Here is a 22,672-nt window from a genome sequence, read left to right on the forward strand (position 1 = left end):
CGCCACGCGGGGCCGGTTTGGCCCGGCTGCGGTCGTTACTGATAAGGCTTCAGCAGACGTTGGGCGGTAGATTGCGCCTCGTCCAGCGCGTCCTGCGGCGACTTGGTGCCAGTCAGGACAGCCTGGATCGCGTTGTTCAGTGCCTCACGCACCCGCGCGGTTTCTAAGGTGGAGAGCTCTGGAACTGCCACTTCGAGTTGATCGCGGGCGACGAGGGCTGCCGGGAAATCGGCGCTATAGTTCTGCAGCGCCTCGGTCTCATAGGCGGCCGGGCTGATGCCGACGTAACCCGTGGCCATCGACCATTTCGCGGCGCGTTCGGGCGCGGTCATGTACTGAATCAGCTTGAGCGAGGCGGCCTGCTCTTCGGGGGTGGAGTCCTTGAAGAGGTAGAAGTTGCCGCCGCCGGTGGGCGAACCGGCACGCTTGTGTGCGGGCAGCATCGCCACGCCAAAGTCGAAATCGGCCCCGTCGCGCACAGCGGTCAGGTTGCCGGTGGAGTGCCACATCATCGCGGTCTGACCCTGAAGGAAGGCCTGACGCAGCGTGCCCCATTCAATCACACCGTCGGGCATGACGCCTTCTTCCTGGGTGAGCGAGCGCCAGAAATCCAGAGCTTCGACCACGGCGGGATCGTTGAAATACGTCTCTGTACCGGCGGAATTCATCAGTTCCTTGTCGTTCTGAATCGCAAAGCACTGGAACATCCAATAGGGGTAACCGGTCGAGGGGATCATGATGCCCCACTGGTCGTCCTTGGTCAGCGCCTTGGCGTCCGCAACCAGCTCTTCCCAGGTGGCGGGGGGCTGTTCGGGGTCGAGTCCGGCCTCGGCAAAGAGTTCCTTGTTGTAATACATCACAATGGTCGAGCGCTGGAACGGCACGCCGTAGGTCTTTCCGTCGATCTGCCCGTTTCGCATCAGCGCGGGGTAAAAGCTGTTCAGCCATTCCTTGTCTTCATCGCTTTCGACCACATCGTCGAAGGCGACGATCAGGTCACGGTCGACAAGGTCGATCGCGTCGATGGAGAACAAGACCGAAAGTTGGGGCGCATCGCCGGAATTGATCGCCGAGAGCGCGCGGACGCGGGTGTCGTCATAATTACCGGCATAGATCGCTTCGACACTGATATCGGGGTTTTCGGCCTCGAACCCTTCGATCAGCCCATCGACCACCTCGGTCAGGGCACCGCCCACAGCGACTGGGTAATACATGGTGAGGTTGGTTTCCGCCCAGCCGGGAAGGGCCGTGGCGGCAAGCGTGCCCGCGGCGGCAAGCGCATTCAGGATCGTTTTCATGAGAGCTCCTTGAGCATTTCCGTTTGTGAAAGGGTTATTCTGCGGGGACGAGCGTCTTCCGATGGCGCGCGAGACGATTGCCTTTCTGGTCAAACCGGTGCGCGGCTTCGGGCTGCCAGTCGAGATCGAAGGATGTGCCGGGCGCGGGTTCGACACGCCCGGGGGCGCGTACGATGATGTCATCGCCCTCCGTGGCGCGGACATAGATGTAAGTTTCGGCACCAAGGAATTCGGTCGAGGTTACCGACACCGTTAAAAGGCCCTTTTTAGGGTCTACCAGATGCAGGTCCTCGGCCCGGATACCGACGCGCGGCGCTTGCTCGCCTGACAGCGGCGGCATCATCTGGATTGGCGGGGACCCGACGAAGGTGGCCGCGAATTCGGTGGTGGGATTCGCATAGATGTCCGCCGGGCTGGCGGCCTGTTCGATCCGACCGTCGCGCATCAATACAACGGTGTCGGCCATCGACATCGCTTCGGTCTGGTCGTGAGTGACGTAGATGACAGTCATGCCAAGGCGGCGCTGCAGGCGGCGGATGTCCTGACGCACGGAATGGCGTAGTTTAGCGTCGAGATTGGAGAGCGGTTCATCCATCAGACAGAGCGGATGGCCGGCAACGACGGCGCGGGCGAGCGCGACTCGCTGGCGCTGGCCGCCCGACAGTTGCGCAGGTTTGCGGGCCTCGAATCCTCGGAGATCGGTTAGGTCGAGCGCCTCGTTCAGACGGGCTCGACGCTCGCCAGCCGGGACACGGCGCACGCGCAGGCCGAATTCAATGTTATCTTTCACCGACAGATGCGGGAACAGCGCGTAGGACTGGAACACCATGGAAAGCCCTCTTTCGGAGGGTGCAAGCGCGGTCACATCGCGCCCGTCGATCCGGATCGAGCCGCTGTCAGGCGTCTCTAACCCGGCCAAAAGGCGCAATGTCGTGGATTTTCCGCAGCCGGAGGGGCCGAGCAACGTGGTGAAAGACCCGCGTTGGATGTCCAGAGACAGGTCATGCACGCCAGCTCCACCGGCAAAATGGCGGTTCAGCCCGTCTATACGGATGAACGGTTCGGCGTGGGACGTGCGCGGTATGGCTGCGGCTGCATGCGCCATGAAAACCTCTTGTGCGTGACGTCCTGTGGGGGACGTGAGCTTGGGTTTAGGGGGCGGATGTGAACTGCGCTTAACAACCGTGTGACATTCATATGAACGTTCATTTCTCTGGTTTTGAACGAGGACAGGTTACCGGTTTTACATCAGAAGTCGGGCAATTGAGCTTTTAGGGCCTAATTGCAGAGAGCTTTCGGGCCAACGGAGTTATGACCTGTCATGGAGATGCAATAATTGCCGCTTAGATCTGCTCGAGCGAATGATAAGTGGTTTTCATATGAACATGACCGATTCCGCGCCGAACCAAAGGCAGAATGAGATCACCGATCTTCTGCGCGCGCAGGACTTTCTGTCGGTCGAAGAGCTGGCGGCTAGGTTCGAGGTTACGACGCAGACCATTCGGCGCGATATCAATCAGCTTTGCGAGATGGGCGCGGCGCGTCGGCTGCACGGAGGAATTGTCCGGATGGCCGGACATGCCGGGTCGGGCAGCGGTAACATGAGCTTTCGTGACCGCGAAGTGCTTAACCGCGCAGCCAAGATGCAGATCGCCGCGACGGTGGCGAAACATATACCCAACGGGGCTTCGGTGTCTTTCGGGATCGGTACGACTCCACGGATGGTGGCCGAGCATCTGGGTCAGCATCGGAACCTGAAGATCGTCACGAATAATCTTTCGATCGCGCTGACAATGGCGATGCAGGGCGATTTCGAAGTGACAATGGCCGGTGGGCAGTTACGCAACAGCGATCTGGATGTCTGTTCCGTCGCTGCCGAGGAGATGTTTGCGGGCTTTCGTGTCGATATCGCGGTTTTTGGAGTGGGCGGGATCGATCCGGATGGCACGCTGCTCGACTTTTCCGGCGCCGAGGTGCGCATACGCGAGGCGATGCGGACTCATGCAAGGCGGTCGTTTCTTGTGCTTGACGCGACAAAGTTCGGCCGCGTGGCTCATGTGCGAGGTGGGCGTATCGAAGAGGCCTCGGCTATCTTTTGCGATGCGCCCTTGCCCGAGGACATGCACGATTTCCTTGCGCAGAGTGGCGCGGAATTCGTGATTTGCCCGCCGGTTTCATAATTCCCGTCTTTTCAGGCGAAACGATTTCCCCCGATTGCAGTTGTCTCTCGTCATGCCTCGTCGAGGTGTAACATGAGGATACCTCATGATTATCCCGCCAAACATGAATTTGCTCACCGATGCTGTGGGCACTATGTCAGAGGTTCACCATAAACGAGTTTGATATGCACAGCTTTCGCCTGCCGAAAACCGAAACCTATGACGCGCTTATCCGGGCCGCTCAGGAACGGATTCTTGTTCTTGACGGTGCGATGGGGACTCAGATCCAGTCGCTTGGACTGGATGAAGAGGCGTATCGCGGACATGGTGGGCATGCCTGCGCCTATCACACGGATCACCCGCAAAAGGGCAATAACGATTTGCTGATCCTGACGCAGCCACAGGCAGTTGAGGACATCCATTTCGATTTCGCGATGGCGGGGGCTGATATCGTGGAAACCAACACGTTTTCCTCGACGACCATCGCACAGGCCGATTATGCGCTGGAAGACGCGGTCCATGATCTCAATGCAGAAGGCGCGCGGATCGCGCGGCGCGCGGTGGATCGCGCCACGGCCAAGGACGGCAAGCCACGCTGGGTCGCTGGGGCTGTTGGTCCAACCAACCGAACGGCATCGATCAGCCCGGATGTGAACGACCCCGGCTATCGTGCGGTGACTTTCGACGATCTGCGCCAGGCCTACGGTCAGCAAATTCGCGGGCTGATCGCGGGCGGGTCGGACCTGATCCTGATCGAAACGATCTTTGATACGCTGAATGCAAAGGCCGCGATTTTTGCCTGCTTCGAAGCCTTTGCCGAGCACGGCAAGCGACTGCCAATCATGATTTCCGGCACGATCACCGATGCTTCGGGTCGGACACTTTCGGGACAGACGCCCACGGCTTTCTGGCATTCGGTGCGCCATGCGCAGCCCTTTACCGTTGGGCTGAATTGCGCGCTGGGCGCGGATGCCATGCGCCCGCACCTGACGGAACTGGCCGGTGTGGCTGAAACCTTTACCTGCGCCTATCCGAACGCGGGCCTGCCGAACGCCTTTGGTCAGTATGACGAAGAGGCCGAGGACACGGCGGGCAAAGTGGAAATCTTTGCGAAAGAGGGGCTGGTGAACGTGGTCGGGGGGTGTTGCGGCACGACGCCGGATCATATCCGCGCCATTGCCGCGCATGTCGCCGGTTATGCGCCGCGCAAGGTCGGGGAGAAAGCAGATGCGTGAACCTTTGCTGCGCCTGTCCGGCCTTGAGCCTTTTGTTCTGACAAAGGAAATCCCTTTCGTGAACGTGGGGGAGCGGACCAATGTCACCGGGTCCGCCCGCTTTCGCAAACTGATCACCAACCGCGATTATGCCGCCGCGCTCGACGTGGCGCGGGATCAGGTCGAGAACGGCGCCCAGATCATCGACATCAACATGGACGAGGGTCTGATCGACAGCAAACAGGCGATGATCGAATTCCTCAATCTGGTCGCTGCAGAGCCTGATATCGCCCGGGTGCCGATCATGATCGACAGTTCCAAATGGGAGGTGATCGAGGCCGGCCTGCAATGCGTGCAGGGTAAGCCCGTGGTCAATTCGATCTCGCTCAAGGAAGGCGAGGAAGCGTTCCTGCATCACGCGGGGCTGTGTCTGGCCTACGGCGCGGCGGTCGTGGTTATGGCTTTTGACGAAGACGGTCAGGCGGACACGTTCGAACGCAAGACAGAAATCTGCGCGCGGGCCTACAAGATTCTGACCGAGGAGGTCGGCTTTCCGCCCGAGGACATCATTTTCGATCCGAACGTCTTTGCCGTGGCGACGGGGATTGAAGAGCACGACAATTATGGTGTCGATTTCATCGAGGCCACCCGCTGGATTCGCGAGAATCTGCCGCACTGTCACATCTCGGGCGGGGTTTCGAACCTGTCGTTCAGCTTCCGCGGCAATGAACCGGTCCGTGAAGCGATGCACGCGGTGTTCCTTTACCATGCCATCAAGGCGGGGATGGATATGGGGATCGTGAACGCCGGTCAGCTTGCAGTTTACGACCAGATCGATGCGGATCTTCGCGAGGCGTGCGAGGATGTGGTGCTGAACCGCGAACCGGCCAACGGCGGGAACGCGACGGAGAACCTGCTGGAGATCGCCGAGCGATTCCGCGGCGACAAGCGCGAAGAAAAGAAACGCGATCTTGCATGGCGCGAATGGCCTGTCGAAAAGCGGCTGGAACATGCACTGGTCAATGGAATTACGGAATTTGTCGACGAAGATACCGAGGCCGCACGTGTTGCTGCGGATAAGCCGCTCGAGGTAATCGAAGGACCGCTGATGGCGGGCATGAATGTTGTCGGTGACCTGTTCGGCGCGGGCAAGATGTTCCTGCCGCAGGTGGTCAAGTCGGCGCGCGTGATGAAACAGGCGGTTGCCGTTCTCTTGCCTTATATGGAGGAGGAAAAACGTCTGAATGGCGGCGGGGGCAAAGACACTGCCGGAACCGTCCTGATGGCCACCGTGAAAGGCGACGTGCATGATATCGGCAAGAATATCGTCGGCGTCGTGCTGGCCTGCAACAATTACGAAATCATCGATCTGGGCGTGATGGTTCCGCCGCAGAAGATCCTTGAGCAAGCGAAAGCGCATGATGTTGATGTGATCGGCCTGTCAGGTCTTATCACGCCGTCGCTGGATGAAATGGTGCATATGGCGAACGAGCTTGAGCGCGAAGGGTTCGATATCCCGCTGCTGATCGGCGGGGCGACCACATCAAAAGTGCATACAGCTGTTAAGATCGCGCCGCAGTATACGCGGAATCAGGCGATTTACGTGACCGATGCCAGTCGTGCGGTCGGGGTAGTGTCGTCCCTACTGAGCAAGACGGCGCGCGACCCTTATATACAAGGCATCCGCGAGGAATATTCCGAGGTGGCGGAACGGCATGAGCGCGCCGAGCGGGCCAAATCGCGCCTGCCACTTGAAAAGGCCCGTGCCAATGCGATGCAGATCGACTGGTCGGATTATAGGGTGGCGGCGCCCTCCTTTACCGGGCCGAAGGTGATCGAAGACTGGGATCTGGCCGAAATCGCGCAATATATCGACTGGACGCCGTTCTTTCAGACTTGGGAGCTGAAAGGCGTTTATCCCCGTATCCTAGACGACGAGAAATACGGCGAGGCCGCGCGAGGGCTACTCAAGGACGCGCAGGCTATGCTGCAACGGATTATCGGGGAAAGCTGGTTCGGTCCGCGCGCTGTCGTTGGGTTTTGGCCTGCGAACCGGGACGGGGATGACATCCGGCTGTTCAAGGATGCCGACCGAAAGGAACGGCTCGCCACGTTCCACACGCTGCGTCAACAGACGAGCAAGCGCCGGGACAGCCCAAACCTTGCTCTCGCCGATTTTGTGGCGCCTGAGGGCGTCGAGGACTGGGTTGGCGGGTTTACCGTGACGGCCGGGCCGGAAGAGATCGCAATTGCGAAAGAGTTCGAAAAGAAGGGCGACGACTACTCGGCCATAATGGTCAAGGCGCTGGCGGACCGGTTTGCCGAGGCGATGGCTGAGATGCTGCATCAGCGGGTACGTCGCGACTATTGGGGCTATGCCAATGGCGAGACCTATGCGCCGGAGGAGCTGATTGGCGAACCCTATGACGGTATCCGTCCCGCGCCGGGCTATCCAGCACAGCCGGATCACACCGAGAAACGGACGCTTTTCGATCTGCTGCAGACCGAAGAGGCAACGGGTGTTGAACTGACCGAGAGCATGGCGATGTGGCCGGGATCTTCGGTTTCGGGTATCTATATCGGCCATCCTGACGCCTATTACTTTGGCGTGGCCAAGGTCGAACGGGATCAGGTCGAGGATTATGCCGCCCGCAAGGGGATGGAGATCGAGGAAGTGGAACGCTGGCTGGCGCCGATCCTCAACTACCGTCCCGGCGAAGTACGGACGATCGCCGCGGAATAGAGCCTGTTTCGGCGATTATCAGGGGTTCAGAATGCCGGGTAGGCGAGGCTTGCCCGGCGAATTCACTCTTTGGAATGTTCGACGGAGCTTGATGAAGGTGCCGCGTCCGGATCGAGGGCGCGGAGGCGATAAGCCGGCGCCTTTGGCAGCCAGTCCACGAGCAGGGCCGCGAGATCGGAAATCGGATCGTCCGAGGAATCGATTCGAAGATCGACATCCTTCAGGTCCTTGCTGCCCAGAACCACGACGGCTGCCGATTGCAGCGGATCGCGCTCGCTTCCGGCATTCTCACCTGCCTTCAGACCTGCGATGAGGCGAACGGCGAGAGAGCCGGTCGCGGTTTCGAAACCCCGGATCGTTTCGGGAAGGACCTGATCGCTGCCCAGAAAATTACCAAGCGCGAGGCATTCATTGCCGATTAGCCCGCCGCAATGGTCAAGGCAGCTTTCGCCAGTGAAATGCAGCGGTTTGCCTTGTGCTGGAAAAACGCCGAGTTGCCGCCAGTGGAGAGCGGTTGCGGCGTCCTGCATGGCAAAAAGCGTGGTTTCGGTGTCTTCCGAGAGTTTCCATGCTTCGATCCCGATCGCGTGCAGCCGCGGATCGGTGCGAGCCTGCGAGAAGACGACGCAGCCATCGGTTACGGCGCCAACGCGGGCCCCGACGCAGACAGATGACGTGGTCACGGCAAAGCCGATGTCGCCGGTTTCCGCGCATCTGCCCGCGAGAGAGAACGTCATTTATCGAGCTCGATGCCGGTCTGCGCGGTGATAGGCCCGTAATGTTCGATGCGGCGGTGCCGGGCGAAATCAAAGACCGAACGGCGGATATAGGCGCCGAGGTCGAGATCGCAGTCGTAGGTGATGACTTCGTCATCTTCGGTCGAGGCGCGGGCCACGACCTCGCCGGTGGGAGAGACAATGGCCGAACCGCCGATCATCGCGAATCCGTCTTCCGAGCCGCATTTCGCGGCGGCCATAACCCATGCGGCGTTCTGATAGGCCGCGGATTCAAGGCTGAGACGGTGGTGGAATTCGCGCAGATGCGCCGGTTCGGGGTGGTGAATATTGCGGGTCGGTGTGTTGTAGCCCAGCATGAACACCTCGGCCCCGCGCAGGGCCATGACACGGAAGGTCTCCGGCCAGCGACGGTCGTTGCAGATGCACATGCCGAAACGGCCCGAGGGTGTCTCGAACACCGGGAAACCCATGTCGCCGACTTCGAAGTATCGTTTCTCGAGATGTTCGAATTCCAGATCGCCGATGGGGTCTTTGGTGCCGGGCAGGTGGATCTTGCGGTATTTGCCAAGGATCTTGCCATCGGGAGCGACGAGCACCGAGGTGTTGTAACGATGCGTTTCGCCGCCTTCGGTGATCTTTTCCGCATAGCCGAGATAGAAACCGACGCCCAGCTTTTCGGCCTCTTCGAACAGCGGTTTCATCGCCGGAGAAGGCAGACCCTCTTCGAAGAAGACGTCGTATTCTTCGGGCGTGTCATAGATGTAGCGAGGGAAAAAGGTCGTCAGGGCGAGCTCGGGAAAGGTGACCCACCGCGCGCCGCGGGCATGGGCCTGACGCAGCATGTCGATCAGCCGAGCGATGACCTGTGCCTTGGTGTCCGCCAGATGAACTGGTCCCATTTGCGCAACCGCATAGACTTCTTTCCGGCTCATCCGTGTCTCCTCTGCCTGTATATTTCCGGTGTAGACAGGGGCCATATCAGTGTGAAATAAATTTGTACCCCTATCGAATAATGAAAAGTTATATGCATGATAAACGCCCGCCAGCTTGAGGTTCTTTCTACCGTCATTGAAGTTGGCACGACCGCGCGGGCGGCGGAATTGCTGAACGTGAGCCAACCGGCGATAAGCAACATGATCCGCCATACCGAGGATCTTGTCGGTTTCCCCTTGTTTCAAAGGGAGCACGGGCGGCTGGTACCGACGCGCGAGGCGCTTCACATCGCGCAGGAGGCACAGCATTTGTTCATGCAGCAAAAGCGTGTTGCCAATATCATCGAAGAATTGCGCGGTGGCACAATCGGGCGTTTGAACATTGTCGCTTCGCCCTCGATCGGCCACGGGATTCTGCCACTGGTCCTGGCAGAATTCATGCGGACCCGCCCAAAACTTCAGCTTTCCATTGAATTGGGCAGCGTCGATGAGATCATCCGGCGGCTGGTGAGCGGTCGGGCAGATCTCGCGCTTTCGGTGACGCGGCCGCGCCACTCGGCGCTTTCCGTGCGCGAAGTGGGGGAGGGACGGCTGATGTGTGTTTGCCCGGAGAATCACGAAATGGCGCTGTCGGACCAGATCAAGGTGACCGACCTGAACCACGTACCGCACGTTTCTTATGCAGCGAGCACTCCCCTGGGGCAGGCCATCGATACGGTGTTTTCGAAGCAGGGGCTTGAGCGTCGTTACTTCTGCGAGGTGCGGCACACGGCGACGGCGCTTGAAATGGTACGTAACGGGCTGGGCGTTGCGCTGGTCGACAGTTTCGCCCTGATCGGACCGGATATCAGCGGAATCGCCATAAAGCCAACGCAACCGGTGCTGCATCTCAACATGCACGCTGTGACGTCGAACTTGTTTCCGACCTCGCATCTTTCGGTTCAGTTCCAACAGTTTCTGGCCGAGTTTCTCAAGGATGGCGCGGAGAATATCGCGCGGAAGGCCGAAAGTGTATAATCTGAAATTATTTATAGAGGGCGTTTTTTAATTTCATTGTTTTAGTTCTTCATGCTCCCCTGACGTAGCGATACCGGCCCGCAGCAAGGGGCCTCTCACTCAAGCGTGGAACATAAAAACAGCATGAGCACTCCTATCCTTTCCATTCGTCAGGGGATCAAACGGTACGGGAGCGTGCATGCGCTTGACGATGTGACGCTGGATGTGGCGGATGGCGAATTCCTCACGCTACTTGGGCCTTCGGGGTCGGGAAAGACTACGCTTCTGAGCGCGATTGCGGGTTTCATCAGGCTTGACGAAGGGTCGATCAGCCTTCGCTCCAAGGACATCACCAAGCAACCGCCGGAAGCGCGCGATTTTGGCATGGTTTTTCAGGGCTATGCGCTGTTTCCGACGATGACCGTGGCTGAAAACGTGGCCTTTCCGCTGAAAGTGCGCAAGAAACCGGCCAAGGAAATTGCCGATCGCGTAACGGAGTGTCTCGACCTTGTTCAGATGGGCGATTTCGCCGACCGGTTGCCGATTCAGCTTTCCGGCGGACAGCAGCAGCGGGTCGCGCTGGCGCGGGCGCTGTCGTTTCATCCGCAGGTTCTGTTGCTGGACGAACCGCTTTCGGCGCTCGACAAGAAGCTGCGCGCGGACCTGCAATGGGAGCTCAAGGCACTGCACGACCGGCTGGGCGTGACCTTTATCTACGTGACCCACGATCAGGAAGAAGCGCTCTCCATGTCGGACCGGATCGTCATTCTGAAAGATGGCAAGATCCAGCAGGAAGGCGCGCCGGGAGATTTGTATAACAAGCCTCGGAACGCCTTTGTGGCTGACTTCCTTGGCAAATCGAATTTCATCGACGTGACGGTGACGGGCCGAGAAGGCGACGTGCTGAGCTGTGCCGCCGATGGGGCCAAGTTCCAGGTCGAAACCGATGCTCCGCTTGAGGTTGGCACCAAGACCAAGGTTGCCCTGCGCCCCGAACAGCTGCGGTTGGCGGGGCCGGGCGAAGAGTTCCTGTCGGCCAAGGTCAAACAGGTCAGCTATCTTGGCGAGCGTTGCCAAGTCATCGTGACCCATGACTCGCTGGGTGAACTGCTTTTGTCCTGCGCGACGTGGAAAACCGGCATCACGCCAAAGCCCGATCTTCCCGTGAGCATCGGCTGGGACAAGGACGCCTGTGTGCTACTGGCGCCCGAGTAACGTTTTAACGGCAAGGGCCCGGTGACAAGGGCCTGAAATCAATAAGCATTACGATCCAACAAGGAGAAGTGACATGACTGACACAACCGATTTCGAGGCAAAACGCGACATCGCGGATATTGCCGTCGAACGTTACAAGCAAGGCCGCCTGACCCGCCGTGGCTTCATCGCTGCGATGGGTGCGCTTGGTATTCTGCCCGCGCTGGGCAGCAAGGTTTCCGCGCAGGCGAAAGAGATCGTCGTCGTGAACTGGGGCGGCACCGCCAAGGACGTGCTCGAAGAAGTTCTGGCCGAGACCTATACGGACGAAACCGGTATTCCGGTCGTCATCGACGGTTCTGGCCCGTCGGCGGGCAAGATCCGCGCCATGGTCGAAAGCGGGGCGGTGGTCTGGGACCTTTGCGACAGTGGCGCGGGTTCGGCGATCATTCTGGAACAGCAGGGCGTCACGCAGCCGATCGACTATTCCATCGTCGACAAGTCGAAAGTTCTGGAAGGGACGGCATATAACAACGGTGTCGGCAACTACATCTATTCCTACGTTCTTGCGACGAACCCCAAGATGCTGGGCGGAAACGTTCCGCAGAACTGGGCGGATGTCTGGAACACCAAGGATTTCCCTGGCATGCGGACCTTCCGCAAATCGGTGCGTGGTATGCTTGAAAGCGCGACCATGGCGCAGGGTATCGCGCCGGAAGAAGTCTATGCCGTGCTGGATACGGAGGACGGCATTGCCGCTGCCATCGCTAAGTTCCGTGAGCTGCGTGAAAACATTATCGTCTGGGGCTCGGGCAGCGACAGCCAGAACCTGTTCCTGCAGGAAGAAGTTGCGATCGGCAACATCTGGTCGACCCGCGCGCACCTGTTGAAAGACCAGATGGATGAAGGCAGCTTTCAGGTCACATTTAATGGTGGCGTGATGGCGCCGGGCATCTGGGTGGTTCCGAAAGACAACCCGGCCGGCACCGAAGAAGTGATGAAATTCATCGCCCACGCCCAGAAGCCCGAGCTTCAGGTGAAATGGCTGGAACTGCTCGGCTCTGGTCCGATCAATCCTGCAGCCGCGTCGATGGTGCCTGCCGAGCTGGAAAAGTGGAACCCGACCAGCCCCGAAAACCTCGCAACGCAGATCCTTTACAACGATGAATGGTACGCCAAGCACCAGATCGCTGCAGAAGAGATGTATGTGGACGCTCTGATTAACTAATCCCTCCCCTGCGGGGCTGTCGTGCGATGCCGATGGCCCCGTTTTTTCCGAATTTCGACTGCCGGAGCTTGCATGGGTCGTCTCAACGAAAAAGTCAGCTACTGGATGCTGGTGGCGCCTGCCCTGACGATCATGATCGTCTTTTACATCCTGCCGGTGCTGGGCATCTGGGAGATCGCCTTTACCGAGCCGACGACCGGAGTCGACAATTTTGTCAAAATGGCCGAATCCAGTGCGGTCAAAACCAGTTTCGTGCTGACTTTCCGGGTCGCCGCGATCACCACCATCGGTTGCCTGCTGCTGGGCTATATCGTGGCCTATTCTATCAGCAACTTTGCCAACAAGTTCACGCCGCTTATGCTGGCGCTTGTCATCCTGCCGTTCTGGGTATCGGTTCTGATCCGGTCGTTCAGCTGGATCGTTCTGCTGGGCCGTTCAGGCCTTGTGAACGACACCCTGCGCGATGCCGGGATCATCGAGTCTCCGCTGAGGCTCATGCATAATGAATTCGGCGTTCTGATCGCGATGATCCACGTCATGCTACCTTTTGCGATCCTGCCGATGATGACCAATATGCGCGGTATTTCCGACGCTTATGTCAAGGCGGCGCGTGGGCTTGGCGCCAGTGAATGGACGGCGTTCTGGAACGTCTACTTTCCGCAGACCATTCCCGGTGTGATGTCCGGCGCGCTGCTTGTGTTCGTGCTGTCTCTGGGGTTCTACGTGACGCCTGCACTGCTTGGTGGCGGGCGTGTTCTGATGATCTCGGAATACATCACCTACCAGATCCAGGAGTTCCTGAACTGGGGGCTAGGCTCGGCTCTGTCCGTCGGGTTGCTGATAGCGACCGCCCTTGTTCTTTTGATTGCATCCCGCTTTATCAATCTGCGGTCTGCCCTGCTGGAGCGTAAATGATGCCGGTATCCGCGTTTCGCATCTTTTTTCAGACCGGCGCCTGGCTGATCCTTGCCTTTCTGGTGCTGCCGCTGCTGGTCGTCATTCCGGTGTCCCTGACCGACACAAGCTATATCGGCCTGCCGAAAGAGCATCTGTCGATGCAGCACTACGTCAATTATTTCAGCGATACCGAATGGTTGCACGCGACGTGGTCGAGCATCTGGATCGGTCTGGTCGTGGCGACCTGTGCTGCCGTTTTGGGTACTGCCTTTGCCATCGGGTGCTGGTTCCTCTCGGATCGTGCCTCGGCCATTGCGCGGTGGGTTTTGATCACGCCGATCCTTGTGCCGCCGGTTGTGCAGTCGCTTGGGTTCTATCGGTTCTGGGTGCATCTTGGGCTGATCGACACGAGCTTTGGCGTCATCCTTGCGCACACGCTTTTGGCGCTGCCATATGTGTCTATCTCGGTTTTTGCGGCGCTGGTTAACCTTGACCGCAATATTCCGCGGGCGGCGCGGAGTCTTGGGGCCTCGGTCTGGCAGACAGTACTGGCGGTGGTCGTGCCTGCGGCCAAGCCGGGTATCCTGACCGGTTTCGTCTTTGCTTTCATCGTCAGCTTTGACGAGATTGTCGGTGTGCTGTTCATTACCGTGCGCCGGGTGACGACGCTGCCCAAGAAGATCTGGGAAGGTATTCAGGACAATATCGACCCGACCATCGCGGCGGTTGCAACCCTGCTGGTTTTGCTGACCCTGTTGATAACGGCGATCACGGCGCTGCGGCGGACGTCATGAGCAAGTATCTCTTCAAGAACGCCCGCTATATCAGTCACGAAAGCGGGATGCCCGAGGTTCGCGCGGGGCATATCGCGGTCGAAGGCAATAAGATCGTCGCGATCCCCGAGACGCTGAACGGCAGCGATTTCGAGTCTTTCGAGGTGGTCGATGCCTCGGACAAGCTGGTGTCGCCGGGCCTGATTAATTCGCATACCCATTCGGTTCTGCTGGTGCTCAAGGGTACGGTCGAGGATATCGAGGGCAACCTTGTCTACCAATACATGGTGCCGGCCTCTTACCTGCTGGAACCGCAGGAACGGGCGGCGATTGCGCGGCTAGCCTGCGCTGAGGCTATCCGGTCGGGGACCACGACCATGGTTGATCCGTTGCGTCACGTCGCCGATTACGCCCCGGCGATGATCGAGTCCGGCGTACGGCTCTGGCTGGCGGAAAGCTGCGCCGATGCGGTGACGACCGAGGTTGGCGCGGGCACTTATCGCTTTGATCGCGAGTTCGGCGAAACATTTCTGACCCGGACCCGAGCCCTGATCGAAGAGTTCCACGGGGCCGAGGACGACCGGGTGCGGGTCATGATCGCAGCCCACGGGCCGGACAATTGCAGTCCTTGGATGCTGGGTGAATTGAAGAAACTGGCACGCGATCACGGGCTGCGCCGTACCGTGCACCTCAGCCAGATCATCAGCGAAAAGGAGCAGGTCGAGAAACTGCACAGCTGCACCTCGACCGAGTATCTGGATCAGAACGATTTCCTCGGCGACGATCTAATCGCGGTGCATTGGACGTTCTGCAATGACTCTGATGTGGCGCGACTGGCCGAGACGGGCACGTGGCTGGGCCACTGTCCGGCGTCGATGTCGGCCAAGGGGCCGCACCCGCTGCCGATGCGGTCGATCCTCGACCATGGTGTCAAGATCGTGCTGGGGACGGACAACATGACCGAGGATATGTTCCACGCGATGAAGATGGCGATGACGCTGCACCGTGGCGCCTATGGCCGTTCGGTTACGCCGTCGCCGCAGACGGTGTTTAACTATGCGACGGTCAATGCGGCCAAGGCGCTGGATCATCCGGAAATCGGCTCTATTGCGGTGGGGATGAAGGCGGATCTTGCGCTATTCAACCTGATGACCCCGGCGATGATGCCGCGCCTCTCGGCGGTGTCTAACCTGCTTCATTACGGACACCCGGGTGTCGTGACCGACACGATGGTCGATGGCAGCTTCTTGATGCGCGACGGGCAGTTGACCACCATCGATGAACGCACCGCAATCGTCGAAGCGCAGGCGGCGACGGACGCGATGTGGGAAAGATTCAGCGCCGAGGATCGTGGCGTGCCGCTGCCCGCCACCGATCCCGCGTAGAACAGCAAGAAAAGAGGAGATCTGCTGTGACATTTTCAATGGTTGGCCGCTGTGCGCGGACCGGTGCCTTTGGCGGCGTCATCACGACGTCGGATCTGGCGGTAGGCGGTCGTTGTCTGCGGCTTGCCCACGGCAAGGGGGCGATGCTGTCGCAGCACCGCACCGACAGCCGTCTTGGCGATCTGGGTATCTCGCTGTTGAAAGCCGGAGAGTCGGCTGATGCGACGGTGTCCAAGGTCAGCGTATCGTCAGAAAATATCGAATGGCGGCAGATCGGCGCGCTGGATGCCAAGGGGCAGGCGGCAGTGTATCACGGTCGCCGGATGTACTCGATTTATACCCATAGCATCGACAAGGACTGCCTTGCTCTTGGCAATATTCTTGCCAATGACAAGGTGACCGATGCGATGGCGGAAGCCTTTGTGCGCAACCCGGAGCTGCCGCTGGGCGAACGTCTGATGCGCGGTCTCGAAGCGGGGCGCGATGCGGGCGGCGAAGTGCTGGGACCGTTGCGGTCGGCCGCGCTGCGCGTGTCGGGTGAATTGGGGATGGATACGCTCGACCTGCGGGTCGACATGTCAGAAAAGACCGCCGTCGAGGATTTGCGTGCGCTGTTTGACGCCTATGCGGGTCGGGCAGATGACCTGCGGCGCGTGGCGCTTGAACCCGATACCATTCCGGTGATGCGCAGCCTGTTCGAAGCAAGTATAGAGCAGATTGCCGAACTGGGGCTGGAAGCACGGTTTCCCACGGCGCGGCATCGGGATAGTTGGGCATTGAGGGACTGAAAATGACGGATCAGCGTATCTACTGGGACGAGGAAGTGCCGGAACCAACGCTGGTCCATCCTGCAAAACTGCCACGCCATGCTGACGTGGTGGTGATCGGGGCGGGTTACACAGGACTGTCGACCGCTTTTCACCTTGCGCAATCCGGACGCAGGGTTGTCGTGCTTGAAGCGGGTCGTATCGGCGCGGGCTGTTCGTCGCGCAATGGTGGCATGGTCGGCCCAAGTTTTCACAAGCTGGGTACCTCGGGGCTGATTGCGAAATACGGTGATGAGAAGACACTCGGGATCATGCGCGAAGGTATCCTTGCGCTCGATTACTTCGAGGCATTCGTCAAGGAGAACAAGTTGGCCTGCGACTACCAGCCGGTCGGGCGTTTCCGCGGGGCGCGGACAGCGGCGGATTATGAATCGACGGCGCGGGAGTGCGACTGGCTGGGCAAGAACCTTGGTCTGCCGACCGAGATGGTGCCGCAAAGCGATCAGCGCGCCCAGATCGGGACCGATTTCTACCGTGGCGGCGTGATCTATCACCGTGACGGCGGTATCCACCCGCGCAAACTGGTGCTGGAACTGGCGCGGGTCGCGCAAGAGGCCGGGGCAACAATCCTCCCCGAATGCGCCGTTTCCGGTTGGGACAACGACGCGACCGGGCTGAACGTGAAGTGCGCCCAAGGCGTGATCCACGCGACCGAAATTGTCGTGGCGACGAACGCCTATGCCGACAAGCGCACTCAGGTCATGTCGAGCCGGATGGTGCCGATCGAGACCGCTGCGGTGGCGACCGAAGAGCTGAGCGCTGATGTCATGGCAGAGCTGACGCCCCTGAACCGGATGCACGGTGAATCGGGGCGCGTTTTCATGTGGTATCGCCCAACCCCGGATCGCAAGCGGTTCATATTCGGCGGTCGCATGGGTGTTCCGGGCGCGTCCGAGGCATCACGAAAGGCGGCGTTCCGCAAGGCCATGCTGCGCGTGTTTCCGCAGCTCGACTCGGTCAGCTTCAGCCATTTCTGGGCCGGGTATGTCGCCTACACGACCGATCACAGTCCCCATATCGGCCATCATGACGGGGTCTGGGTCGCGGGGGGGTATTGTGGATCGGGCGTGACTCGCAGTCTCTATTTCGGGATGAAACTGGCGCGCAAGATCCTGCGCCAGCCCGAACGCGACACGGCCTTCGACGATCTGCCGTTCGAAGCCGTGCCGTTCCGCCGTTTTGCCCCGCACGGTGCGCTCGCGATGACCCAGTGGTATGCCTATCAGGATGCCCGCGAGTTGCGGCAGCGCGATAAAGTCTAAGAAAAGGAGCCCGGCCATGGAATTCGATACGGTGATCCACGGGGGGACGCTTGTCACCGCAAGCGAAACCAGCAAGGGCGATATCGGGATCCGGGACGGCCGGATCGTTGCCCTGGCCGAATCCTTGCCGGGGGGCGAGCGCCGGATCGACGCAGGCGGGCGGCTGGTCATGCCCGGCGGGATCGAGGCGCATGCCCATATCGCGCAGGAAAGCTCCTCGGGGATCATGGGGGCCGATGACTATTTATCAGGCTCTATTTCAGCGGCTTTCGGGGGAAACTCATCTTTCATCCCCTTCGCCGCCCAGCATCGCGGGCAATCGATTGACGATGTGATAGCTACTTACGACCAGCGTGCGGCGCGGTCGGTAATTGACTACAGCTACCATCTGATCGTGACCGATCCGACTGCCGAGGTGCTCGAGGATCAGCTGCCGAGGGCTTTCAAGCGGGGGATCACCTCGTTCAAGGTCTTCATGACCTATGACATGATGAATATCGGTGACGGCGGGATGCTGGACATCCTGACCGTGGCGCGGGCGCATGGCGCTATCACCATGGTTCATGCCGAAAACAACGACATGATCAAATGGATGAACAAACGGTTGGCCGCCGCCGATCTGACAGAACCGAAATACCACGCGATTTCGCGTCCGGAACTGGCCGAGGAAGAGGCGATAAACCGCGCTGTTTCACTTGCCAAGCTGGTCGATGCGCCGCTGTTCATCGTGCATGTATCAACCGCCGGCGGCGCTGCCATCGTGCAGCGCGAAAAGCTGGCGGGAACGCGGCTGTTTGCCGAGACTTGTCCGCAATATCTGGCCCTAACAAGAGAAAAACTGGATCAGCCGGGTATGGAAGGGGCGAAGTTTGTCTGCTCGCCGCCGCTGCGCGATGCCGAAACGCAAGAGGCGCTGTGGCGCCATGTTCAAGCCGGAACGTTTGAATCGGTCAGCTCGGATCACGCCCCGTACAGGTTTGACGACACGGGCAAGTTCATGAACGGGCGCGATACCCCTTATCCCAAAATCGCGAATGGCATGCCGGGGATTGCCGCGCGTCTTCCCTATCTGTTTTCGGAAGGCGTCGTGAAAGGGCGTATCTCGCTGAACGAATTCGTGGCGCTGTCATCGACGAATGCGGCCAAGACCTTTGGGGTGACCAAAAAAGGTGGACTGGCACCGGGCATGGATGCGGATATCGCGATCTGGAACCCTGAGGTTACGCGTAACACAACGCTTGCCGATCAGCACGACAACATGGATTACACGCCCTTCGAGGGTATGGAATTGACCGGCGTGCCCGAGATCGTTCTGAACCGAGGCGCCATCATCGTTGAACATGGCGAGTTGAAATGCCAGGAGGGGCAGGGCCGGTTCGTGCCGCGTGCGCCCGTGGATCTGGGTAAGGGGCGTGGATACCTTGCCAAGGAATTGGATCCGGTCCGCAACTTTGGTGCGAGGATTGCACCGTGAGCGCAGGCCCGATCCTTGTCATCAATCCGAATTCCTCAGTGGCGGTCACAGAGGCGATTTCTACCGCAATAGAGCCGCTTTCGCTGCGGCAAGGCCCGATTTTCGAGACGGTGAGAATCGAAAATGGTCCCTCAACGATTGCAACGGCGGAACATGCGGCCAAGGCGGGTTTGGACGTGGCGGAAGTGATCCGGTCGCGGCCGGATGCGAGCGCATTCGTGATCGCCTGTTTTTCAGATCCGGGGCTCGACCTCTGCCGGACATTGGTGCCGCAACCTGTGATCGGGATACAGGAGGCAGGAATTCTGACCGCGATGGCGCGGGCGGACCTGTTTGGCATTGTCGCGCTTGGACCGGCGTCGATCGCGCGCCACAGGTTGCGCATTCGCCAGATGGGTGTCGAGTCGCGGATGGTGGCGGAATTACCGCTGGATAACGCCTCGGCAGAAGATGCCGGTCATTCGGACGATGTCTATGAACAGACCCTGAAAATCGGCTTCCGCCTCAAGGAATTGGGCGCAGGGGCGATGGTTCTGGGCTGTGCCGGTTTCTCGCCGCGCCGAGCCGCGTTGGAAAAGGAACTCGGGATCGCGGTGATCGATCCTGTGCAGGCAGCCGTGGCCATGGCGCTGGGCGCGGTGATGCCCTAGCGGCTGCTGCGGCGCTTGCGGCTGACCTTTTTCCGGGTCTTGTCTGCCTTGCGCTTGTAGGACGATGCCTTGCGCCGTGTTGCGGTACGTCCTGCCGGCGAGGGTGCGCGGGGAAGGCTGCTTCCATCCAGCGACAAAAGCTCCAGTTCAAGCCCGCCCGTTACGGGCGTTGCCTGCGACAGCTTCACCGTAACGCGCTGGCCGATTCCGATGATCATGCCGGTATCCGACCCCATCAGGGTGTTCGCCTCGGCATCGTAGTGGAAATATTCGCGGCCCAGCGACCGGATCGGAATCAGCCCGTCGGCCCCGGTTTCGTCCAGTTTCACAAAGACGCCGAAACGAGCGATGCCGCTGATGCGGCCTTCGAATTCGTCACCGACACGTTCGCTGAGATAGGCAGCAAGGTAGCGGTCTGTGGTGTCGCGCTCGGCCAGCATCGACCGGCGTTCAGTGTCCGAGATATGCTGCGCGGTTTGGTCCAGCCTCTCTGTCTCTTCAAGCGACAGCCCGTCCTTGCCCCAACCATGTGCGGATATCAGCGCACGGTGTACGATGAGGTCTGCGTAACGGCGGATCGGCGAGGTGAAATGCGCGTAATGCTGCAGCGCAAGGCCGAAATGCCCGAAATTCTGCGGGCTGTAATATGCTTGGGTCATCGAGCGTAGGGTGGAGATATTGATCAGCTCGGCGTCGTCGCGTCCCGAGGCTTGATTGAGCAGCTGGTTCAGGTGCCGGGGTTGAAGGACCTGCCCCTTGGCCAGCGTATATCCGGCAGCGCTGGCCGTGTCGCGCAGGCTTTCCAGCTTGTCCGGTGAGGGTTCTTCATGCACGCGGAACAGCAGCGGCGATTTCTTGGCGATCAGGGTTTCGGCGGCGCAGACATTGGCAAGCACCATGAATTCCTCGATCAGCCGGTGCGCGTCGAGGCGATCCCGGAATTTGACCGAGTTGACCTTGCCATCATCGCTTAGTTCAATCTTGCGTTCCGGCAGGTCGAGTTCCAGCGGCTGACGTTTTTCTCGCGCGCGTGTCAGGGCGTCATAGGCAGCATACAGCGGCTCTATAACAGGCTCTAACAAGGGTTCGGCCTTGTCATTCGGGCGGCCATCCATCGCGGCCTGAACCTCTTCGTAATTCAGGGATGCGGCCGAGCGCATCAGTCCGCGGATGAACTTGTGGCTGATCTTGTGACCATCTTTGTCGATCTGCATTCTGACGGCGATAACCGCGCGCGGGACACCTTCATGCAAAGAGCAGAGATCGCCCGATAGCCGATCTGGCAGCATCGGCACGACACGGTCGGGGAAATAGCTTGAATTGCCGCGCTTGCGGGCCTCGGTGTCGAGCGGAGAGCCGGGCCGCACATAGGCGGCGACATCGGCGATTGCGACCCAGATGACATGGCCTTCGGGGTTCTTCGGGTCCTCATCGGGTTCGGCAAAACACGCATCGTCGTGGTCGCGCGCATCCCACGGATCAATCGTGACGAGAGGTAGGTCGCGCAGATCTTCGCGCCCTGACAGTCCAACGGGCTTGGCTCGGTCCGCTTCATCGATCACCGCATCGGGGAAATGATCGGGGATTCCGTGCTGGTGGATCGCGATGAGCGAAACCGCTTTCGGCGCGGTCGGGTCGCCGATCCGGTTGATTACCCGCGCGCGGGGAAGCCCCATGCGGCCCTTTGGTCCGGCCTGCTCGGCCTCGACCAGTTCGCCCTCTTTCGCGCCGTGGCGATTATCTTCGCTGACGGTCCATTCGGAGCTGCCGGATTTATCGATGGGAACGATCCGTCCGCCTTCGCTCCCCTTGCGGAAGATACCGAGGATACGTTTCGGGTTTGTGCCGATGCGCCGGATCAGGCGCGCTTCGTAGTTGTGATCCTCGGCGTGAACCACGGTCAGCTTGGCAAGAATTCTGTCGCCAGCACCCAGCGCGGGGTCCGAGGCCCTGAGCAGCATGAGAACGACAGGTTCGACGCCTTCGCCGTGCCATTCCAGCGGACGGGCAAAGAGATCGCCGTTTTCGTCGGGTTCCTTGATCTGCAATACGCTGACGGGAGGCAGGCGATCAGGGTCGCGATAGCTGCGTTTTCGCTTTTCCAAATGACCTTCTGCTTCAAGCTCTTTCAACTGACGTTTGAGGTCGATCCGCGCGGCACCCTTGATGCCAAATGCCTTGGCAATGTCGCGTTTGGAATTGAGGGTCGGGTTGGCAGCGATCCAGTCAAGGATTTCAGCCTTGGTAGGGATATGGCTCATGATTTCGCGTTTATCACGGGCAGTGGGCAACGTCATCGTCAAAAGCGACGCGGCGCAGGCGTGGCTGCAAGATCCTTTGCCGTGTCGACATCGCGCAACGTATCGGCAAAAGCGATCCGGTGATCGGGCAGGGCGGACGTACTGTCGGAAAGCGCGTTCGGCGAAGACCAGCGGACGCCTTTGAACATGTCAGGTCGCGCGCGTGAGCCGCGCTGCATTCCCACCAGCCAATAGCCGCCATCGATGGCCGGACCGAACACGGCTGTATGTGAGCCTAACAAGGCAAAAGCATTCGAAATGTGCCGCGGACGGATTTCGGGGATGTCGCCACCGATGACACAGACCTGGTGTCGCGGAAATCGCATCATGGCGCGGGACATTCGGTGGCCGAGATCGCCACCGCCCTGAGGAATGCGCGGGAAGTGGTCGGGCCAAACCCGGCTCACCAGCCCTTCGCGGTCTGGGCTGACAGCCAGAACAACCTCCCAACGAGGGTCGTCTACGCGCCGGAGCAGGTCAGCAACCTGATGCCGGAACCACCATTTCGCCTGTATAGAGCCTATTTCCCTCGCCAGACGAGTCTTTACCCGTCCGGGGCGCGGTTCTTTCAGCATGACGATCAGGGTGGGCCCCGGTCGCATG

At 59.8% G+C, this 22,672-nt stretch carries 19 protein-coding genes; 13 read left to right on the forward strand and 6 right to left on the reverse strand.

The window, feature by feature from the left end:
• Positions 1-35: 35 nt before the first annotated feature.
• Together ACU0FH_RS09745 and ACU0FH_RS09750 are read right to left on the reverse strand one after the other, a co-directional pair.
• Complete coding sequence (locus ACU0FH_RS09745; RefSeq protein WP_446194425.1) at positions 36-1,298, reverse strand: ABC transporter substrate-binding protein; 1,263 nt, start codon at positions 1,296-1,298, stop codon at positions 36-38.
• Between the two features lie 34 nt (positions 1,299-1,332).
• The gene (locus ACU0FH_RS09750) at positions 1,333-2,403 is read right to left on the reverse strand and encodes an ABC transporter ATP-binding protein (RefSeq protein WP_446194426.1); all 1,071 of its coding nucleotides are present in this window, start codon (positions 2,401-2,403) and stop codon (positions 1,333-1,335) included.
• Positions 2,404-2,677: 274 nt separating this feature from the next.
• Here ACU0FH_RS09750 and ACU0FH_RS09755 point away from each other — a divergent pair, with 274 nt between their 5' ends.
• The 3 genes from ACU0FH_RS09755 (at position 2,678) to metH (ending at position 7,414) form a co-directional block, all read left to right on the forward strand.
• Entirely contained in the window at positions 2,678-3,478 is an 801-nt protein-coding gene (locus tag ACU0FH_RS09755; RefSeq protein WP_446194427.1) for a DeoR/GlpR family DNA-binding transcription regulator, read from the forward strand.
• A gap of 164 nt (positions 3,479-3,642) precedes the next feature.
• The gene (locus ACU0FH_RS09760; RefSeq protein ID WP_238372079.1) at positions 3,643-4,692 is read left to right on the forward strand and encodes a homocysteine S-methyltransferase family protein; all 1,050 of its coding nucleotides are present in this window, start codon (positions 3,643-3,645) and stop codon (positions 4,690-4,692) included.
• Positions 4,685-7,414, forward strand: coding sequence for a methionine synthase (gene metH / locus ACU0FH_RS09765; RefSeq protein ID WP_446194428.1), 2,730 nt, complete (start codon positions 4,685-4,687; stop codon positions 7,412-7,414). The genes ACU0FH_RS09760 and metH overlap by 8 nt, the downstream gene beginning before the upstream one ends.
• A gap of 62 nt (positions 7,415-7,476) precedes the next feature.
• Here the strand turns inward: metH and ACU0FH_RS09770 are convergent, their stop codons facing one another.
• The gene (locus tag ACU0FH_RS09770; protein ID WP_446194429.1) at positions 7,477-8,151 is read right to left on the reverse strand and encodes a DUF1028 domain-containing protein; all 675 of its coding nucleotides are present in this window, start codon (positions 8,149-8,151) and stop codon (positions 7,477-7,479) included.
• Complete coding sequence (locus ACU0FH_RS09775; protein WP_198952201.1) at positions 8,148-9,083, reverse strand: N-carbamoyl-D-amino-acid hydrolase; 936 nt, start codon at positions 9,081-9,083, stop codon at positions 8,148-8,150. Before ACU0FH_RS09775 ends, ACU0FH_RS09770 begins: the two co-directional genes overlap by 4 nt.
• Positions 9,084-9,179: 96 nt before the next feature.
• Here ACU0FH_RS09775 and ACU0FH_RS09780 point away from each other — a divergent pair, with 96 nt between their 5' ends.
• The 10 genes from ACU0FH_RS09780 to ACU0FH_RS09825 all read left to right on the forward strand — a co-directional run bounded on the left by ACU0FH_RS09780 (position 9,180) and on the right by ACU0FH_RS09825 (position 19,769).
• Positions 9,180-10,100, forward strand: coding sequence for a LysR substrate-binding domain-containing protein (locus ACU0FH_RS09780; protein WP_446194430.1), 921 nt, complete (start codon positions 9,180-9,182; stop codon positions 10,098-10,100).
• Between the two features lie 123 nt (positions 10,101-10,223).
• The gene (locus ACU0FH_RS09785) at positions 10,224-11,294 is read left to right on the forward strand and encodes an ABC transporter ATP-binding protein (protein WP_446194431.1); all 1,071 of its coding nucleotides are present in this window, start codon (positions 10,224-10,226) and stop codon (positions 11,292-11,294) included.
• A 73-nt stretch (positions 11,295-11,367) separates the two neighbouring features.
• A complete protein-coding gene (locus ACU0FH_RS09790) occupies positions 11,368-12,501 on the forward strand; it encodes an ABC transporter substrate-binding protein (RefSeq protein WP_446194432.1) in 1,134 nt (377 codons plus the stop codon).
• A gap of 72 nt (positions 12,502-12,573) precedes the next feature.
• Positions 12,574-13,416, forward strand: a complete 843-nt coding sequence (locus ACU0FH_RS09795) for an ABC transporter permease (RefSeq protein ID WP_446194433.1) — start codon at positions 12,574-12,576, stop codon at positions 13,414-13,416.
• Positions 13,413-14,192, forward strand: a complete 780-nt coding sequence (locus ACU0FH_RS09800) for an ABC transporter permease (RefSeq protein WP_446194434.1) — start codon at positions 13,413-13,415, stop codon at positions 14,190-14,192. Before ACU0FH_RS09795 ends, ACU0FH_RS09800 begins: the two co-directional genes overlap by 4 nt.
• On the forward strand, positions 14,189-15,556 hold the full coding sequence (locus tag ACU0FH_RS09805; protein WP_446194435.1) for an amidohydrolase family protein: 1,368 nt from the start codon (positions 14,189-14,191) through the stop codon (positions 15,554-15,556). Before ACU0FH_RS09800 ends, ACU0FH_RS09805 begins: the two co-directional genes overlap by 4 nt.
• A gap of 26 nt (positions 15,557-15,582) precedes the next feature.
• Positions 15,583-16,344, forward strand: coding sequence for a DUF1028 domain-containing protein (locus ACU0FH_RS09810; protein WP_446194436.1), 762 nt, complete (start codon positions 15,583-15,585; stop codon positions 16,342-16,344).
• A gap of 2 nt (positions 16,345-16,346) precedes the next feature.
• Complete coding sequence (locus tag ACU0FH_RS09815) at positions 16,347-17,645, forward strand: NAD(P)/FAD-dependent oxidoreductase (protein WP_446194437.1); 1,299 nt, start codon at positions 16,347-16,349, stop codon at positions 17,643-17,645.
• Positions 17,646-17,661: 16 nt separating this feature from the next.
• Positions 17,662-19,119, forward strand: coding sequence for a dihydropyrimidinase (gene hydA, locus ACU0FH_RS09820; RefSeq protein ID WP_446194438.1), 1,458 nt, complete (start codon positions 17,662-17,664; stop codon positions 19,117-19,119).
• Positions 19,116-19,769, forward strand: coding sequence for an aspartate/glutamate racemase family protein (locus ACU0FH_RS09825; RefSeq protein WP_446194439.1), 654 nt, complete (start codon positions 19,116-19,118; stop codon positions 19,767-19,769). Before hydA ends, ACU0FH_RS09825 begins: the two co-directional genes overlap by 4 nt.
• Here the strand turns inward: ACU0FH_RS09825 and rnr are convergent.
• Both rnr and ACU0FH_RS09835 read right to left on the reverse strand, forming a co-directional pair.
• Positions 19,766-22,030 (reverse strand): ribonuclease R, encoded by a 2,265-nt coding sequence (rnr, locus tag ACU0FH_RS09830; protein WP_446194440.1) that lies wholly within the window; start codon positions 22,028-22,030, stop codon positions 19,766-19,768. The genes ACU0FH_RS09825 and rnr overlap by 4 nt on opposite strands.
• A gap of 38 nt (positions 22,031-22,068) precedes the next feature.
• On the reverse strand, positions 22,069-22,671 hold the full coding sequence (locus ACU0FH_RS09835; RefSeq protein WP_446194441.1) for a TIGR04282 family arsenosugar biosynthesis glycosyltransferase: 603 nt from the start codon (positions 22,669-22,671) through the stop codon (positions 22,069-22,071).
• Position 22,672: the final 1 nt, after the last annotated feature.

The organism is Heliomarina sp. (assembly GCF_052826185.1).

Excerpts from the sequence above, each read along its gene's own strand:
- ACU0FH_RS09745 (WP_446194425.1), bottom strand. The coding sequence starts at position 1,298 with ATGAAAACGATCCTGAATGCGCTTGCCGCCGCGGGCACGCTTGCCGCC.
- ACU0FH_RS09750 (WP_446194426.1), bottom strand. The coding sequence starts at position 2,403 with ATGGCGCATGCAGCCGCAGCCATACCGCGCACGTCCCACGCCGAACCG.
- ACU0FH_RS09755 (WP_446194427.1), top strand. The coding sequence starts at position 2,678 with ATGAACATGACCGATTCCGCGCCGAACCAAAGGCAGAATGAGATCACC.
- ACU0FH_RS09760 (WP_238372079.1), top strand. The coding sequence starts at position 3,643 with ATGCACAGCTTTCGCCTGCCGAAAACCGAAACCTATGACGCGCTTATC.
- metH (WP_446194428.1), top strand. The coding sequence starts at position 4,685 with ATGCGTGAACCTTTGCTGCGCCTGTCCGGCCTTGAGCCTTTTGTTCTG.
- ACU0FH_RS09770 (WP_446194429.1), bottom strand. The coding sequence starts at position 8,151 with ATGACGTTCTCTCTCGCGGGCAGATGCGCGGAAACCGGCGACATCGGC.
- ACU0FH_RS09775 (WP_198952201.1), bottom strand. The coding sequence starts at position 9,083 with ATGAGCCGGAAAGAAGTCTATGCGGTTGCGCAAATGGGACCAGTTCAT.
- ACU0FH_RS09780 (WP_446194430.1), top strand. The coding sequence starts at position 9,180 with ATGATAAACGCCCGCCAGCTTGAGGTTCTTTCTACCGTCATTGAAGTT.
- ACU0FH_RS09785 (WP_446194431.1), top strand. The coding sequence starts at position 10,224 with ATGAGCACTCCTATCCTTTCCATTCGTCAGGGGATCAAACGGTACGGG.
- ACU0FH_RS09790 (WP_446194432.1), top strand. The coding sequence starts at position 11,368 with ATGACTGACACAACCGATTTCGAGGCAAAACGCGACATCGCGGATATT.
- ACU0FH_RS09795 (WP_446194433.1), top strand. The coding sequence starts at position 12,574 with ATGGGTCGTCTCAACGAAAAAGTCAGCTACTGGATGCTGGTGGCGCCT.
- ACU0FH_RS09800 (WP_446194434.1), top strand. The coding sequence starts at position 13,413 with ATGATGCCGGTATCCGCGTTTCGCATCTTTTTTCAGACCGGCGCCTGG.
- ACU0FH_RS09805 (WP_446194435.1), top strand. The coding sequence starts at position 14,189 with ATGAGCAAGTATCTCTTCAAGAACGCCCGCTATATCAGTCACGAAAGC.
- ACU0FH_RS09815 (WP_446194437.1), top strand. The coding sequence starts at position 16,347 with ATGACGGATCAGCGTATCTACTGGGACGAGGAAGTGCCGGAACCAACG.
- hydA (WP_446194438.1), top strand. The coding sequence starts at position 17,662 with ATGGAATTCGATACGGTGATCCACGGGGGGACGCTTGTCACCGCAAGC.
- rnr (WP_446194440.1), bottom strand. The coding sequence starts at position 22,030 with ATGAGCCATATCCCTACCAAGGCTGAAATCCTTGACTGGATCGCTGCC.
- ACU0FH_RS09835 (WP_446194441.1), bottom strand. The coding sequence starts at position 22,671 with ATGCGACCGGGGCCCACCCTGATCGTCATGCTGAAAGAACCGCGCCCC.